Below are 15426 nucleotides of genomic sequence, written 5' to 3'. Positions count from 1 at the left end.
TTTTTGCGTAAAGAATCATACTACACTATTTCAACTGAATCGGTGTCATCTGTGCATCGAGCGCTTTAAAATCATAATTCTGCTTTTTCAGGAATTCCAGCAATTGAGGCAGCTGGATAAGGGTTTCTTCTCTTTCATGCAGAAGGATCACGAGCGGCTCATCCTTCTTGGCTTTGTCTGCTACCTGGGCGATTGTATTGGCAACCAGCCGGTTATCGCGGTAATACCAGTCTTTGCTGTCTACGTTCCAGTCCCACAACTGGTATCCTTTGTCACTGACGGCTTTTTTATAAGGATCCTTCATGTAAGGGGCGCTCCCATATGGTGTGCGGATCAGGGTCGAATCGATTCCTGTGATTTCTTTGATGGTCTTTAGTGTCTGTTCCATTTCAGCGACAACGGTTTGCGGAGACTGATAGATTTTCGTTTTGTCATGGGTGACACCATGCGCTCCAAGGCTGTGGCCGGCTTCTGCCATCCTTTTTACCGCATCGGGAAAGTTCCTCATATTGCCGTCCAGCATAAAAAAGGTAGCTTTTGCGTCAAACTCATTTAGAATCGATAAAAGTTGGTCTGATACCTTGTGCGGTCCGTCGTCAAATGTTAAGTAGACAGTTTTTGAAGGAGCTTTGGCTGGTTCTTCAGAGGGAGGGTTAACTACGTCTGGAGTCGGTTGTTCTTTATATCGTGTTTCACTTACTATAAATCTAGGCGGCTTTGTTTCAAGTTTTTTTAACACATGGTCAGTGCGATGATAAGCTGGTTTGAGTTCCTGATGTTGGCAGGAACTATGGACCACTGGCTTTTTCACCTGGCTAGCCACGGCGGAAGAGGAAGTGACTAGCCACCCAACTAAACAAACAACAGTGCACCATCTGGCTGTTTTACTTTTCAATCTGAACACTCTGCATCCCTCGCTGATTTCTAATTTAATTTCACTTACTTAGACGGTAATATTTCATGTTTGTTACAGGAATATTTCTATATAATTACAGGATAATAGTTCATCAACATTATTTGAATAAGAAAATAGTGGAATTTGCCTATTGTAGAGTTCACGGAAGATTCGATAAATAATGGGGGTGTAGACAAGGGTTTGAAAGCAGTTTGTCGAATTAATTTCATAAAGAAATGAAACTTCTTAGACTCCGCTGCGTATTAATTGCTAAGGAGATGAAGAGGATGGATACGAAAAGGATTCTGTCAGCTTTGTGCTATTTCAGTATTATGTTCGCCGGGATCTTGTTCCCCCTTGTTGCTTATTTAGCTTCAGAGGATGGAGATGTAAAGTTCCATGCGAAGAAAGCGCTAATGTCACATCTTATACCACTGATTCCTGTGCCGCTTATTTTAATTGCGGTGTTCATTGATTTTAACGGAGGAACAGGGGGATTCCCTGTATTCCTGTTCAGCAGTGCGATTTTAATGGTTATATTGAGTTTCATTGTCCTTATATGGAATTTGGTTAAAGGAATAAAGGTGCTTAATACAAATTGAGGAGGATGGACCATGAAAGAAGAAAGAAAACGGATTTTGAAGCTTGTTGAAGAGGGAAAGATGACGGTGGAAGAAGCTTTGTTCCTGATCGAGCAGCTGGAGCAGGGGAAAACACAGAACCAGGAAAAATCAACCGCTCTTTCAACAAATGTGAATTTTGAAGAAGCCAAAAAAGCTGAATACAAAAAAGAAGATTACAATACGTATAATTTCAACACTGTAAAAGATAAGGTGCTTGATTTTGTAGATTCTGCTTTCAAAAAGATCAAGGATTTCGATTTGGACCTGAACTTTGGCCATTCCGTTGATATCACGCATATTTTCCAGCAGGGTGATACTTATTTGAACCAGGTGGACATTGATATGGCAAATGGTTCGGTAAAAATAGTGCCATGGGAACAAAAGGATGTGCGAGTCGAGTGCAGTGCGAAAGTGTATCGGGTCGAAAACCAGGATGAGGCACGCAAGAAGTTTTTAGAGGATGCAATCTTCACGATTGAAAATCAAAAGCTCCGTTTTTCGGTGCAGCAAAAGTGGATGAAGGTGGATGCAGTCATCCATATTCCGAAAGAAGAATATGAAAATGTCCGGATCCGCTTGTTTAATGGAACCATCGAAGGTGAAAACTTAACAATAAAGGATTGCCGGGCAAAAACGGCAAACGGCAAAGTATTGCTCGGAAACCTTGAGTGCGGCAAGCTGGAAACGGAAACTGTGAGTGGCCAAATCAGCATCCAGCGAAGTGCAATCAGAGAACTTGAAGCTGAAACAATCAATGGCGCAATCAAGGCCGATGGCTTTTTTAATCATGTCGATCTTCAATCTTTTAATGGAAATGTGACATGCACAGTAAAGAACCAGGATTGCGAAAGCGTGGAAGTGAAGGCCACGACAGGAAGCATAGAGGTGACCCTGCCGGAAAAAACACCAGCCAGTGGTGAACTCAAATCGAATCTTGGCGGCTTTACCATCGAGCTCGATGGCATACAGGTCGTTGAGGAGAAAAGTGATATGGTTCAGAAACATCTTCGCTTCAAGCCTGCTGATGGCGGGCAAAAGGCAGTCAGGCTCTATGCTGACACCAAAACAGGTTCAATAGCAGTAAAAAAAATATTACAACAGCAGTAGGAAGGTGTTAACCATGAAATTATCCCGTTCCCGGACGAACCGGATGCTCGCAGGAGTGCTCGGCGGGATGGCAGAATCCTTTGGAGTGAAGGCAGCCCTGCTGCGAATCCTGTTTGTGATTCTGCTGTTCAGTACGGCATTCTTCCCGATGGCCGTCCTTTATCTTGTATTTGTGTTTGCACTGCCAAACAGGGAGGAATATTAAAAATGAGATGGCTGTTGGGGATCGTCATTAACGCAGTCCTTTTCATGGCACTTGCCGGGTATTTCGAGAATGAGATTTATCTGTCTGGCTTCGGTGCTGCATTAGGCGCCAGCTTCATTCTTTCAATCTTGAATATCCTGGTTAAGCCGATTTTAATCATTTTGACACTTCCTGTCACAGTCCTTAGCCTCGGACTATTCCTGTTTGTCATCAACGCAGTCACGCTGATGCTGACAGACAGCATGATGGGGAGTTCATTTGAAATAGCCGGTTTTGGCATGGCGCTTCTTACAGCGGTGATCATGTCCATCGCAAACCTGGTCATCCAGAACACGGTGTTGCGCGAATCGGATAAAAAACGCAGGTAACATCATCTAGATAAAACAGAAAAGGCCGGCACGGTATGTGTCGGCCTATTCCTATTCCTGCTCAATATAGGCTTCAAAGCCCGCCTTCCTTAAACGTGCGGCAAGTTCTTCAGCGTTACGCTCATCTTCGAACGCCCCTGCCTGGACTTTGTATAATCCGCCTTTCCTGCCTGTAGCGGCAGATTTTGCAGCCGAAGGTGGGGGAGCAGGAGATGGTGGCGCATTGTCTTCTCGCTGGAGCTTGAACTGCTCTGCCAAAGCTTTGACAATGCCTTCTGCTATCGTTCTTCGGTACGTTTCGGAGCGCAGCAGCTCCACTTCGTTCCTGTTTGTCATAAATCCGCCCTCCACAAGGACGGCGTCCATTTTTGTTTCCCTCAGGACATGGAAATCAGCAGTTCGTACCCCGCGGTTCTCGAGACCTGTAGCGATGACAAGATTGCGCTGGATTTTTTGGGCCAGCTGATTCGCCACAGGCGGCCTGGATGGATAGACATAAGTCTCAATACCGCCGACATTATTCCAGCCCCCGCTCCCAAACGCATTGGCATGGATCGATACAAATATCTCCACATTCAGGCTGTTCGCCTTGTCTGTCCTTGCTGTCAATGACACATCTCGCTGATCGGAATGAGAAAAATACACGGTGACATTCTTGTAGTTTTCAAGCAGCTGGTTCGCATAATTCGCCACGGCCCTGTTAAACTCATATTCTCTCAATCCATCAGGACTTCGCTTACCCGGGGTGTTGTAGCCATGCCCAGCATCAAGCATGATCTTCAAGTTTATCACACCTTCCGTTAAAAGATTTCCTCATCAGTATATATATGACTAAATCCAGGAAAAGGACATATTGAGATCAGATAAAGGCGGTTATCCATACGTTGTTTCTTATTTGTTCAGTTCAAATATGTCATCAAGACGCTGTGATATGAAATCGTGGCCGTCCTGGATTCCTTTATTATAAAAGTGAGGTGCGAGCTTATTCGCAAAAAATTCAAGAATCAGCATGGCAGCCAAATCTCCCAGTTCCTCACCCCGTTCTTCAAGGAAATATTGCTTGATCTCAGCGGTCATTTGATTCCTGGCAAAATCATCAATCTGGAAGTTCTTAAGCATCTTATCTACTCCTTATTGTTTGTTACCCCCATTTTAAGGCAATCAGACAAACTATTCGACAAAGGCGTTCGATTATTTCCGTGGAAATAAGCTAAATTTTCTTTTAGCATCGACAATAGAGCCATTACATGAAATTTTTGTAGGAATTTATATGGAGGGAGCTACAGTCATGAAAAGCTCGTTTAGCCTTTGAATGATTACTTACCGGGCAGGGGGGATTTTCAGTGTGAAAAAAGCCACGAAAAAAGACCCGGCTGGGGGTCTCTGCAAAACTAGTCATTACCGCTTCATACTATGAACGAATTTGTATCGGTCGGCGCGATATGCTGACTTTACGTATTCGAAGGGGGTGCCATCCTTTAGATATGAAGTCCTGTGTATCAGCAGGACTGGCGAGCCTCTATCGATTTCCAGCAAGGGCAATTCGTGTTCCTTCGCGATTGTCGCCTCGATTTGCTGTGTCGCTTCATGGATCGTCAGGGATAGTTTTTCCTCGATGTACTCGTAAAGGGAATGATTGATGATTTCCTCTGTCAATCCCTTCACCAGATTGGCAGGTAGAAATGTGGTTTCAAGAGCCAGCGGGGCATCATCGGCAAGTCTGACACGCTTGATTTCAAACACAGGTGTATGTTCTGCGAGGTGGAGCATATCGGCAATTTTCCGGCTGGCGGGAATGATTTCGAATGACACCAGCCTGCTGCCAGGAGTAAGCCCGCGCTCCTTCATGTCTTCTGTAAAGCTTGTCATTCCCTCCAGGCGATTTTCGACTTTCTTTTGATTGACGAAGGTGCCTTTCCCTTTTTGGCGGTACAGGTATCCATCATTCACAAGATTCGTCAACGCCTGCCTGATGGTCATTCGGCTGATTTTGAAGAGGTCGGCATAAACGCGTTCCGAGGGAATGGCTTCATCAGGCTTGAGCTCGCCGCTTTCAATCTGGCTTTTAATATATTCTTCAAGCTGATGATAAATCGGTATAGGTGAATTTTTATCAATCATAGGTCATTCTCCTGACTGCATATCGTTTCCGTTATAGCGGAATCAAAGCATTGCTGCCGCTTCTTTATCGGCAAAAATCGTAACATTCTCGTGCTTTTTCAGGACAGAAGCAGGAAACTCTTCGCTGACTTCGCCATTCATCAAGCGGGCAAGTGCCTCAGCTTTTGCAGTGCCGGAAACAAGCAAGAAGATTTCCCTGCTATCCAAGATCGTGGCAATTCCCATAGTGATCGCCTGCCTCGGGACATCATCAAGCGAAGCGAAAAAACGCGAATTTGCCTTGCGTGTGCTTTCCGCCAGGTCGATGATGTGCGTCCTGCTGTCGAATGATGTTCCTGGTTCATTAAAACCGATATGCCCATTCTGTCCAATCCCGAGAACCTGCAGGTCAATGCCTCCATGCTCAAGGATGAACTGTTCATAACGTGTGCATTCTTTGGCAAAATCCATTGCTGTACCATCAGGTATATGGGTTTGGTCAAGCGGGATATCGATGTGTTTAAATAGCTTCTCACACATGAAGTAGTGGTAGCTGTGATAATCCTTTTTTGGAACGCCAATGTATTCATCCAGGTTGAATGTGTTTACTTGTTGGTAGGAAGTCCCGTTCAACTGATGGTCTTTAATAAGTTCCTGATAAAGTCCGGTCGGTGTACTTCCGGTAGCAAGGCCAAGATTGAGCGCTGGATTCCCTTTGAGGCTAGAGAGGACTTGCGCTGCTGCCTGCTGGCTAAGCTCTGCGTAATTCAATGTTTGGATCAGTTTCACATCATCACCTCTTTCAAAATGGTTATAAGCGGGTATAGCTGATGATACCCCGGCAAAAAGTCATGGCAACATCGTTGTTGCTGTCCAGCACAACAAGATCGGCATCCTTCCCGGCAGCAATGCTTCCTTTTCGATTGAAAACTTTAAGCTGCCTGGCAGGATTCTCACTGGATAGCTTTACTGCATCCTCAAGACTGATGCCGGTGAATTTCATCATATTCTTCAGGGAATCCTTCATTTTTAAAATACTGCCAGCAAGAGTTCCATCTTCTAAAAGTGCCTTTCCGTCCGCAACACTCACTGCTTGCCCGCCAAGGTCGTATATGCCGTTCTTAAGGCATTTCGCCCTCATGGAATCGGTAATCAGAATGACACCATCTTTTCCCTTTGACCGTATCGCTAGATCAAGCATTTCTGGAACGACATGGATTCCATCCGCAATCAGCTCGATTTTCAACTCATCCAAAAGCAGCGCAGCTCCTGCGACTCCTGGATCGCGGTGATGTATCCCGCGCATACCATTGAATAAATGGGTCACATGGCTCGCGCCGGATTTTACAGCTTCAGACATCTGTGCGTATGTAGCATCAGAATGGCCAACCGAAGCAATGACACCATTTTTGGCCAAATGTGCTATAAGTTCATTGCCGTTCTCTTTTTCCGGCGCCAGCGTGACAAGCCTGATATTGTTCCCTGATGCTTGCTGCATGTTCTTGAATAGCTCGATATCGGGTTTGTTGATGTATTTCTCTGGCTGGGCCCCTTTACGTACTTCATTGATGAAGGGTCCTTCCAGATGGATCCCGAGCATCTCCGCTTTTCCTGGATAATTATGACTGCCCATATAGTCTTCGGCATTTTTCAAAGCTTTGAAAATGGCGGATTGTTCCTGTGTGATCGTTGTAGCAAGAAAACTGGTCGTTCCTTCCTCTGGCAGGAACGACGCCATGGTGGTCAGGGCTTCAATGGTTGCGTCCATCGTATCGGCTCCGCCGGCTCCATGGATGTGCACATCAATGAACCCGGGAACAATTGTGCTATCTTCCGGCAGTTCCACTACATCTGCATGATGCTCGGGGAGGGAAGAAACAAGCCCGATATCAGCAATTATCCCGTCTTTTATATAAAGATATCCTTTTTGAATCAACGTCTCTTCGGTTAAAATCCTGGCGTTAACCAGCAATAATTCTTTCATCCTATCACCCGAAAATTGTGTCTTATTTCTTTCTATTATACAAATCTCACCTTTGGGTTGTCTATACCACTATACATAATTTGATTATGGCTTCAACTGGTATAGACATATATTGAGAAGTATACAATTTCAAAAACAACAATGGTGTTTTTTGACTCCTTATATTTGGTTCTGTCTGAAAAAGTGCTAAAATATAAAGTATTGTGATCATGTGGAAAAAAATGTCCTAATAAAGGAGGAAGTTTCTTTGCCAAAAGTCCGCACTAAAGACATCATCGAGAAATTCGACATGGAATTGTTAAGTGGAGAGGAAGGCATCAACCGTCCGATTACGACCACTGATATCTCAAGGCCGGGACTCGAGATTGCCGGTTACTTTGAATATTATCCTGCGGAGCGCCTGCAGTTGCTTGGTAAAACAGAATTGACCTTCTTTGAAAAACTGAACCCTCGCGAAAAGACAGAGCGGATGGAAAAGCTTTGTACAGATATTACGCCAGGCATCATTGTTACAAGGGACATGGAAGTTCCGGCTGAACTGATTGAAGCGGCCGAACGAGAATCTGTTCCGGTCATGAGATCGAAGCAAAAGACAACAAGGCTTTCGAGTCATCTGACAAATTACCTGGAGAGCAAGCTTGCACCAACTACTGCCGTACATGGTGTACTGGTCGATCTATATGGGATTGGCGTTCTGATCACAGGCAAAAGCGGTGTCGGTAAAAGTGAAACTGCGCTTGAACTGGTCAAACGCGGACACCGGCTGGTAGCGGATGATTGCGTCGAAATCCGCCAGGAAGATATCGGAACACTCGTCGGTAACTCGCCAGATCTAATTGAACATCTGCTCGAAATCCGCGGCGTGGGCATCATCAATGTCATGACCCTGTTCGGGGCAGGAGCGGTACGCTCACATAAACGGATTTCCCTGATTATTGATCTCGAAATCTGGGACCAGAAAAAATCATATGATAGATTGGGCCTTGATGAAGAAAAAATGAGAATCCTCGACACCGATATCACGAAGCTGACGATTCCGGTCCGTCCAGGCCGTAACCTCGCTGTCATCATTGAGGTAGCCGCAATGAACTTCAGGCTGAAGCGCATGGGGATGAACGCAGCAGAGCAATTCACCAACAGGCTTTCTGACGTCATCGAAGACGGCGACCATGATGAACGGTAAATTGACACAACCATGAATTTTAGATAGGTATTTCTATAGTAGAACGCAAGAAAATAATGCATTGTAAAGCAATAAAGTTTACAAAAAGAGCCTTAATCAAACGTTTGATTAAACACGGCTAAAGTGCTGGTATAAATGGTTTTTTCATTTTTTAATATATAAAAATTCACTTCGAGAATTGTCCAGCTCCAGCGCCTAGCCCCTCGAGTCGCTTCGGTCCGCCCAATGAAGTCAAAGAACGACTTCAATGGGCGGCCCTCCAGCGCTTGTCGGGGCTGGACAAGGCGCTTGCGCTTTTCTTGTGAAAAAGGGGAAATGATATGGAAAAGAATATTCAGCCGATCGACCCGATTGCCTTTTCGCTTGGCCCGATCCAGGTGCACTGGTACGGCGTCATCATCGGGCTTGGAATTGCGCTCGCTTTATGGATTGCCATGCGCGAAGGCGAACGGCGCGGATTGCCAAAAGATATATTTGCAGACTTGATGCTCTGGGCGATTCCAATCGCCATCATCTCAGCAAGGATTTATTATGTTATCTTCCAGTGGGATTATTACGTACAGTATCCGGGCGAGATTTTTAAAATCTGGAATGGCGGGATTGCGATTCATGGCGCGTTGATCGGAGCTGTAGCCACTACTTATTTCTTTACGAAGTCAAGGAATGTTTCATTCTGGAAGCTTGCGGATATCGCCGCTCCGAGTATCATCCTTGGCCAGGCAATCGGCCGCTGGGGCAATTTCATGAACCAGGAGGCACATGGCGGAGAAGTCACCCGGGCATTTTTGGAGAACCTGCATCTTCCTGAATTCATCATCAACCAGATGTATATCAATGGCACATACTATCACCCAACGTTCCTGTATGAATCTATCTGGAATCTGCTTGGTTTTATCCTGCTTATGTCGTTGCGCAGGGTCAACCTGGGCCGCGGGGAACTTTTCCTCAGTTATGTCATCTGGTATTCAATCGGACGCTTCTTTGTCGAAGGCATGCGCACAGACAGCCTGATGCTGACAGACACGCTAAGGATTGCCCAGACTATCTCAATCGCACTGATTGCTTTTGCGATTGGTTTATGGATTTACAGGAGAGCCAAGGGTTATTCAAAAGTAAGATATTTAGATAACTAGAAAAATTACGGACCAACTCAATACATTAAATATAGGCTGAAAAAGTGGGAGAGATGCTTCAATGGGTTCTTCATTGAAAAGAGGGTTGATGGTTGGCTTGAATACAACATGGGCACTGGGGAAAGTGATTTTTCCGGTGACCCTGATTGTTTCAATCCTTAAATATACTCCTGTCCTGCCGTGGCTCATCGACTTGATCACACCGCTGATGTCGTTGTTCGGCTTGTCGGGGGATGCGGCGATACCGCTTGTCATAGGGAACTTCCTCAATCTGTATGCGGCAATCGGAGCAATACTGACTCTTGATTTGACGGTAAAAGAAGTGTTCATCATCGCCGTGATGCTGAGCTTTTCGCACAATATGCTTGTCGAATCAAGTGTGGCCGTCAAGGTCGGCGTCAAGCTTTGGATCATTGTCCTTGTCCGGCTGGGGCTAGCGTTCTTATCGGCGATCATCATCAACCTTGTCTGGAATGGCGGTTCCGAAATCGCAAAATATGGCATGGTTCCTGCCAAAGGGGAAGAGGTTTCTGGCTGGGGATCAATTCTTCTTGAAAGTGTCACCAAAGCCGGTATCGGCATTTTCCAGCTGGCGCTCATCGTCATCCCGCTGATGGTCATCGTTCAGATCATGAAGGATAAGCAATGGCTTGCCGTTTTTTCAAAATGGATGGCGCCGGCGACAAAAGCGCTGGGCATGAAGGAAAACACCTCGACGACCATGGCAGCCGGCCTGCTGATCGGCCTCGCATACGGTGCGGGTGTGATGATCCAGGCAGTCCAAGAGGATGGAGTCAGCAAAAAGGATGTCACACTAGCGTTCATTTTTCTTGTGGCCTGCCACGCAGTCGTTGAAGATACACTAATTTTTGTTCCGCTTGGAATCCCGGTGCTGCCGTTGTTATTGATTCGCCTTGGAGTGGCGATATTATTGACGACAGCAGTAGCGTTCATCTGGAACCGGGCTGACCTTGCCAAAAGAAAGGAAGCAGTATATGAGCAATAAAATAGATACGGTCTTGTTCGATCTCGACGGGACTTTGATTGATACGAATGAATTGATTATTTCGTCTTTCCTCCATACAATGGAAACTTATTTTCCGGGCCAGTACAAACGGGAGGATGTCCTTCCGTTTTTAGGGCCATCGCTCAAGGATACATTCGAGCCGATGGATCCTGAAGGCTACGAGGAAATGATCAAAACCTACCGCACCTACAATCTGGCAAACCATGACCTGCTGGTAAAAGGTTTCGAAGGTGTGTACGAAACTGTAAGGACTCTGAAAGAGAATGGTTTCCACCTTGGAATCGTCACGACAAAGCTTTCTGATGTCGTCCAGATGGGCCTGAAGCTGACGGGGCTTGATGAATTTTTCGACGTCGTCGTCGCACTGGATCATGTCGAAAAAGCAAAGCCAGATCCAGAGCCGCTTTTAAAAGCATTGGACATGCTTGGTTCTTCCCCGGACCGAGCAATCATGGTCGGCGATAACCACCATGACATTCTTGGCGGCAAAAATGCCGGCACAAAGACGGCTGCCGTGGCCTGGTCCATCAAGGGCAGAGAGCATCTGGAGCAATACAATCCGGATTATATGCTGGAAAAAATGGCTGATATCCTGCCGATTATCGGGGTGTAGGATGAGACGTACGACACGTTATCGTGTAGAAGGCGCCAATTCACTCTGGCATGTTTATAAAACCGTCCCGTTCTGGAAGGTCGTCAAGAATTTTGTCGTCATCCAGGTCGCACGCTACACGCCCTTCCTCGGGATAAAAAACTGGCTGTACCGTACATTTTTGCGGATGAAAATCGGTGAACAGACTTCTTTTGCGCTGATGGTCATGCTGGATGTCATGTTCCCGGAAAAAATTTCGGTTGGACGCAATACCGTCATCGGCTATAACACCACCATCCTTGCTCACGAATATTTGATTAAGGAATACCGTCTTGGCGATGTCGAAATCGGCAGTGAAGTCATGATTGGCGCCAATTCAACGATCATGCCCGGCATTAAGATCGGCGACGGCGCCATCGTCTCTGCTGGGACACTCGTCCACAAAGACGTCCCAGAAGGCGCATTCGTCGGCGGCAACCCGATGCGTGTCATCTATACAAAGGAAGAACTAGCTGAACGTTGGGCGGATGATGAAATTTATGGAACAAAAAGCGAACGGAAATGATTCCGCTTCGCTTTTTTTGTTTCTTGAAGGGACTTGGTCGATATAATTGAAAATCCGCCGAAATATTGCAAAATGTGGTCGATAAAATCAAAAATCCGCTGATATATCTTGAAAAGTGGTCGATATATTTCGATTTTCGCCAAAAAAGTATAATTCTTCATCTCTATAACCCAAAATTTCTTCTGTAATGAGTGCCTTTTTTACATCCTCTTATGAAACAGACCCCTTTTTAGAATCAAGTATGAAAAATTATAAACATGAAGAGCTAATGGTTGACGGATAATAGAATGAACGGTACACTACATATAACTTCATCTTGTTACCATATTAGCGAACTAAAGGATTCCGATAATTAAATTAAAAGTGAACCAAGTGACTAAAGCAAAGAAAAACAAATGGTTAAATATAAAGTAAACCAAGTGACTGAAGCAAGGTTAACTAAATGATCAAATTAAAAGTTAGCCGCACAGGCAACGAACTAATGAGTTCCAATAAATAAACCAACCACATCGGCAACGAAGAGGGTGACCATATTGAGTAGATTATTCATGTTTGAAAAACCGCTTGGCATGCGGGATACACTGCCGGAGCTGCATGAAGCGAAGGAAAGGGTCCGCAGCTCAATTGAAATGGAGATGAAACGCTGGGGTTTTCAGTTCATCGAAACACCGGCGCTCGAATATTACGAAACGGTCGGAACGGCATCGGCAATATTGGATCAGCAATTGTTCAAGCTGCTGGACCAGCAGGGGCACACACTGGTGCTGCGCCCTGATATGACTGCGCCGATCGCCAGGGTTGCGGCGTCCAAGCTTTACAAAGACCAGATACCATTAAGACTGGCTTATTCGGCGAACGTCTACCGTGCCCAGCAGCGTGAAGGAGGCAGGCCGGCTGAGTTTGAACAAATCGGGGTCGAGTGTATCGGCGACGATTCTGTCAGTGCTGATGGCGAGATGATTGCCTTGGCGATTTCCTCGCTGAAAAAAGCAGGATTGGAACAATTCCAGCTTTCAGTTGGTCATGTAGGCTTCGTCAACGAATTGTTCGTGCAGATCCTTGGCAACGAAGAACGCGCCAGGGAATTGACGAAATTTTTATATGAGAAAAATTATGTTGGCTATCGTGAGCATGTCAAATCACTGCCGCTGTCATCGATTGATTCGCAAAGGCTGCTTGCCTTCCTCGAATTGCGCGGCGGTCCTGAAGTGATTGGCAAAGCGCTGGAACTGGTCGAGAACGGGAAAGGCAGGGCGGCGCTTGACGAACTGAAGCTGCTCTGGGATGTCATCGAGGACTTTGGAGAAAGCAGCCGAATCAAGTTCGATCTAACAATTGTCAGCCATATGAGCTACTATACAGGAACCCTATTCGAGGTTTATGCCGGAATGGTCGGTTTTCCGATCGGCAATGGCGGGCGCTACGACAAATTACTCGAGAAATTCGGCAAAACAACTGGAGCGACAGGATTTGCCATCAGGCTCGACCGTCTGCTTGAAAGCCTCGGCGATCTTGGGGAATCAGAACCTGTCACCTGCATCCTTTTCAGTCCGGAACGAAGAAAGGAAGCCTACCAGTTGGCCGCGCAAAGAAGGGCGGATGGTGAACAGATCGTCCTGCAGGACATTAGCGCAGTCCGTAATCTGGATGCGTGTTCGAATGTTTTTGCCAATGTCGTTTTCCTTGTAGGGAAGGAGGGAACGCAATGAATGAACAGCTGACGATTGCGATGCCGAAGGGCAGGATTTTTACCGAAGCAGTTGAACTGCTGCGCAGCGCGGGGTTCGATCTTCCTCCTGAATTCGATGATTCGCGCAAGCTGATTATCGATGTTGAAGAAGAAAATTTCCGCTTTATCCTCGCCAAGCCAATGGATGTGGCGACATATGTGGAGCATGGTGTCGCCGATCTCGGGATTGCCGGGAAGGACGTCCTGCTTGAGGAAGAACGCGATGTGTACGAGCTGCTCGATTTGAAAATCAGCGGCTGCTACCTCGCTGTCGCAGGTCTGCCTGATACAAAAATGAACGATGTCGCCCCGAAAATCGCGACGAAGTATCCAAACATCGCTGCCGCTTATTTCCGCGAACAGGGTGAGCAGGTCGAAATCATTAAATTAAATGGATCGATTGAGCTTGCTCCCCTGATTGGCCTCGCCGACCGGATTGTCGATATCGTATCAACCGGCAGGACCCTAAAGGAGAACGGCCTTGTCGAATACGAAACAATCACCGGCGTGACCTCAAGACTGATCGTGAACCCAGTCAGCTACCGAATCAAGGATGAGCGCATCAGCGAACTGATCAAAAGACTTAATGAAGTAATTTAATCGTTGAAACTGAAAGGATTTGATCTTCGGTGGAAATTTTACAGATAGACGGCAATTTGTCACTCAAACGGACAGTGGATGGCGGAACGGAAGACCAACGCAAGGCTGTAAAGGCAATCATAGAAGAAGTCAGAGCTGCGGGCGACCAGGCTCTAAGGGCTTTTACCGAAAAATTCGACTCAGTGACGCTTGATGAAATTCGAGTAACAGAAGAAGAGGTTTCTGAAGCCTATAAAACGGTCAGCAGCCAGTTGGTGGACATCATCACCGAAGCGGCGGCCAATATTCGTAAATACCATGAAAAGCAGCTGCGGCCTTCATGGATGACGACAGAGGAAAATGGTACGATGCTCGGCCAGAAGGTGACACCGCTCGATTCTGTCGGTGTATATGTCCCGGGAGGAACCGCCGCATACCCGTCATCTGTATTGATGAATGTCATTCCCGCCAAAACGGCAGGTGTGGAGCGAATCGTGATGGTGACGCCGCCAGGACATGATGGAAAGCTTCCGGCAGGTGTGCTGGTTGCGGCCGACATCGCCGGGGTAAAAGAGATCTATAAAGTCGGCGGAGCACAAGCGATTGCAGCTCTGGCATATGGAACAGAAACGATCAAGCCGGTCGATAAAATCACCGGTCCCGGGAACATATATGTCGCCCTTGCCAAGCGTGAGGTGTTCGGAGATGTCGCAATCGACATGATCGCCGGCCCAAGTGAAATCGGCATCCTGGCTGATGATACAGCACGTGCAAATGAGATTGCGGCTGACCTGCTTTCCCAGGCGGAGCATGATCCGCGTGCGTGTGCAGTCCTGGTGACAACATCACGGACTCTGGCAGAGGATGTGCTGGACGAGGTGTATAAACAGCTGTCGCACTTACCGCGAAAGGAAATCGCCACAGCGGCGATTGAGGACTTTGGAGCGATCTATGTTGCCGCTGATTTGGAAGAAGCCATCGCAGCAATCAATCAGCTGGCCCCGGAGCATCTCGAAGTCATCACGGAAAATCCAGTCGAATTGCTCGGCAAAATAAAGCATGCAGGAGCGATTTTTCTAGGCAGATACAGTTCGGAGCCTGTTGGCGATTATTTTGCCGGACCAAACCACGTCCTGCCAACGAATGGAACAGCGCGCTTTTCGAGTCCACTCAGCGTCGAGGATTTCCAGAAAAAATCAAGCGTGATTTTATACAGTGAGCAAGCAATGAACACCAATGGTGAGAAGATAGCTGAATTTGCAAGGCTTGAGGGGCTTGAAGCCCATGCCCGTGCAGTAGAATCTCGACTGAAATAAGAATTTTTAATCCGGAGGTA

General features: G+C 46.5%; 18 protein-coding genes. 12 read left to right on the top strand and 6 right to left on the bottom strand.

Annotated features, from left to right (window positions below):
• Window positions 1-25: 25 nt before the first annotated feature.
• On the bottom strand, window positions 26-904 hold the full coding sequence (locus tag QNH36_RS21400) for a polysaccharide deacetylase family protein (protein WP_283904145.1): 879 nt from the start codon (window positions 902-904) through the stop codon (window positions 26-28).
• Window positions 905-1182: 278 nt separating this feature from the next.
• On the opposite strand from QNH36_RS21400, the gene QNH36_RS21395 reads away from it, so the two are divergent.
• From QNH36_RS21395 to QNH36_RS21380, 4 genes are read left to right on the top strand one after another with little or no spacing between them, the layout of a single operon-like run.
• Window positions 1183-1497, top strand: coding sequence for a magnetosome magnetite crystal formation protein family (locus tag QNH36_RS21395; RefSeq protein WP_144477948.1), 315 nt, complete (start codon window positions 1183-1185; stop codon window positions 1495-1497).
• Between the two features lie 12 nt (window positions 1498-1509).
• Complete coding sequence (locus QNH36_RS21390) at window positions 1510-2625, top strand: DUF4097 family beta strand repeat-containing protein (protein ID WP_283904144.1); 1116 nt, start codon at window positions 1510-1512, stop codon at window positions 2623-2625.
• Between the two features lie 13 nt (window positions 2626-2638).
• The gene (locus tag QNH36_RS21385) at window positions 2639-2830 is read left to right on the top strand and encodes a PspC domain-containing protein (protein WP_144477944.1); all 192 of its coding nucleotides are present in this window, start codon (window positions 2639-2641) and stop codon (window positions 2828-2830) included.
• Between the two features lie 2 nt (window positions 2831-2832).
• Entirely contained in the window at window positions 2833-3198 is a 366-nt protein-coding gene (locus tag QNH36_RS21380; protein WP_283904143.1) for a phage holin family protein, read from the top strand.
• A 51-nt stretch (window positions 3199-3249) separates the two neighbouring features.
• On the opposite strand, the gene QNH36_RS21375 is transcribed toward QNH36_RS21380, so the two are convergent.
• The 5 genes from QNH36_RS21375 to nagA form a co-directional block, all read right to left on the bottom strand.
• Window positions 3250-3972 (bottom strand): N-acetylmuramoyl-L-alanine amidase, encoded by a 723-nt coding sequence (locus tag QNH36_RS21375; protein WP_349654850.1) that lies wholly within the window; start codon window positions 3970-3972, stop codon window positions 3250-3252.
• Between the two features lie 117 nt (window positions 3973-4089).
• Complete coding sequence (locus QNH36_RS21370; RefSeq protein WP_144477938.1) at window positions 4090-4317, bottom strand: DUF2164 domain-containing protein; 228 nt, start codon at window positions 4315-4317, stop codon at window positions 4090-4092.
• A 279-nt stretch (window positions 4318-4596) separates the two neighbouring features.
• A complete protein-coding gene (locus tag QNH36_RS21365; protein ID WP_283904141.1) occupies window positions 4597-5319 on the bottom strand; it encodes a GntR family transcriptional regulator in 723 nt (240 codons plus the stop codon).
• Between the two features lie 42 nt (window positions 5320-5361).
• On the bottom strand, window positions 5362-6087 hold the full coding sequence (gene nagB, locus QNH36_RS21360; RefSeq protein ID WP_283904140.1) for a glucosamine-6-phosphate deaminase: 726 nt from the start codon (window positions 6085-6087) through the stop codon (window positions 5362-5364).
• Window positions 6088-6109: 22 nt separating this feature from the next.
• On the bottom strand, window positions 6110-7282 hold the full coding sequence (gene nagA, locus QNH36_RS21355) for an N-acetylglucosamine-6-phosphate deacetylase (RefSeq protein ID WP_144477932.1): 1173 nt from the start codon (window positions 7280-7282) through the stop codon (window positions 6110-6112).
• Window positions 7283-7529: 247 nt separating this feature from the next.
• On the opposite strand from nagA, the gene hprK reads away from it, so the two are divergent.
• The 8 genes from hprK to hisD all read left to right on the top strand — a co-directional run bounded on the left by hprK (window position 7530) and on the right by hisD (window position 15406).
• Window positions 7530-8465 carry an HPr(Ser) kinase/phosphatase gene (gene hprK / locus QNH36_RS21350; RefSeq protein WP_144477931.1) on the top strand — a complete coding sequence of 312 codons (936 nt, stop codon included), beginning with the start codon at window positions 7530-7532 and terminating at the stop codon, window positions 8463-8465.
• A gap of 320 nt (window positions 8466-8785) precedes the next feature.
• Window positions 8786-9598, top strand: coding sequence for a prolipoprotein diacylglyceryl transferase (lgt, locus tag QNH36_RS21345; protein WP_144477929.1), 813 nt, complete (start codon window positions 8786-8788; stop codon window positions 9596-9598).
• Between the two features lie 61 nt (window positions 9599-9659).
• A complete protein-coding gene (locus QNH36_RS21340) occupies window positions 9660-10604 on the top strand; it encodes a nucleoside recognition domain-containing protein (RefSeq protein WP_144477927.1) in 945 nt (314 codons plus the stop codon).
• Entirely contained in the window at window positions 10594-11238 is a 645-nt protein-coding gene (gene ppaX / locus QNH36_RS21335; protein WP_283904139.1) for a pyrophosphatase PpaX, read from the top strand. Before QNH36_RS21340 ends, ppaX begins: the two co-directional genes overlap by 11 nt.
• 1 nt (window position 11239) lies before the next feature.
• Window positions 11240-11782 (top strand): acyltransferase, encoded by a 543-nt coding sequence (locus QNH36_RS21330; protein ID WP_251542986.1) that lies wholly within the window; start codon window positions 11240-11242, stop codon window positions 11780-11782.
• Window positions 11783-12315: 533 nt separating this feature from the next.
• Window positions 12316-13491, top strand: a complete 1176-nt coding sequence (locus QNH36_RS21325; RefSeq protein WP_283904138.1) for an ATP phosphoribosyltransferase regulatory subunit — start codon at window positions 12316-12318, stop codon at window positions 13489-13491.
• Window positions 13488-14111 carry an ATP phosphoribosyltransferase gene (gene hisG / locus QNH36_RS21320; RefSeq protein WP_283904137.1) on the top strand — a complete coding sequence of 208 codons (624 nt, stop codon included), beginning with the start codon at window positions 13488-13490 and terminating at the stop codon, window positions 14109-14111. Before QNH36_RS21325 ends, hisG begins: the two co-directional genes overlap by 4 nt.
• Before the next feature lie 29 nt (window positions 14112-14140).
• Window positions 14141-15406: a histidinol dehydrogenase gene (gene hisD / locus QNH36_RS21315; RefSeq protein WP_283904136.1), complete on the top strand. Its 1266-nt coding sequence runs from the start codon at window positions 14141-14143 to the stop codon at window positions 15404-15406.
• The last annotated feature ends 20 nt before the right edge of the window (window positions 15407-15426 follow it).

Origin of the sequence: Mesobacillus sp. AQ2 (assembly GCF_030122805.1) — a bacterium.
Classification (GTDB): Bacteria; Bacillota; Bacilli; order Bacillales; family Cytobacillaceae; genus Mesobacillus; species Mesobacillus oceanisediminis_A.
This window is presented reverse-complemented; position numbering and strand designations above follow the sequence as displayed.